The organism is Streptomyces katrae, assembly GCF_000966975.1.
GTDB lineage: Bacteria > Actinomycetota > Actinomycetes > Streptomycetales > Streptomycetaceae > Streptomyces > Streptomyces katrae.
Map to the genome: position 1 here is coordinate 1 of NZ_JZWV01001537.1, position 856 is coordinate 856.

At 78.9% G+C, this 856-nt stretch carries 1 protein-coding gene; it reads left to right on the top strand.

The genetic code is table 11. From position 1 onward, the window contains the following. Positions 1-783 (top strand): 4-(cytidine 5'-diphospho)-2-C-methyl-D-erythritol kinase (locus tag VR44_RS38970; RefSeq protein WP_045952423.1); only part of this gene is annotated, 783 nt, incomplete at its 5' end. Positions 784-856 lie beyond the last annotated feature (73 nt).

Here is an 856-nt window from a genome sequence, read left to right on the forward strand (position 1 = left end):
ACCGCGACCGCCACGTCCGGCGACGGGCCCACCGTCAGCTGCGAGGGCCCCGACAGCGACCAGGTGCCGCTGGACCGTACGAACCTCGCGGCGCGGGCCGCCGAGATCCTCGCCGCCCGGGCCGGGCTCACCCCGGCCGTCCACCTGCACATCGCGAAGAACATCCCCGTCGCGGGCGGCATGGCCGGCGGCAGCGCCGACGGCGCCGCGGCGCTGTTGGCGTGCGATGCGCTGTGGGGGCTCGGCACCCCGCGCGAGGAGCTCCTGGAGATCTGCGCCGAGCTCGGCAGCGACGTCCCCTTCAGCCTGGTGGGCGGCGCGGCGCTCGGCACCGGGCGGGGGGAGCTGCTGACCCCGGTAGAGGCGGGCGGCTTCCACTGGGTGTTCGCGGTGGCGCACGGCGGGCTGTCGACGCCGGCGGTGTTCCGCGAGTTCGACCGGCTGGCGGAGGGCACGGCCGTACCGGTGCCGGAGGCCTCGGCGGAGCTGCTGGCCGCCCTCGCGTCGGGCGACCCGGACGCCCTGGCGGCGGTGCTGCCGCGGTCCAACGGGCTCCAGCCTGCGGCGCTGTCGCTGCGGCCCGAGCTGGCGGAGACGCTGGCGGCGGGGGTCTCGGCCGGGGCCCTGGCCGGGCTGGTGTCGGGGTCGGGGCCGACGACGGCGTTCCTGGTGCGGGATGCCGGGGCCGCGGTCAAGGTCGCGGCGGAGCTGGAGGCCTCCGGTACGTGCCGGGCCACCCGTGTCACCGCCTCGCCGGCGGCGGGGGCCACGGTCCTGGCGTAGCCGGGTCCGCCGGGGGTGCGCGGGGTGCCGCTGCGCGGAGCCGTCTCCCCGCCCCGCCCTTCCTCCGTTCCCC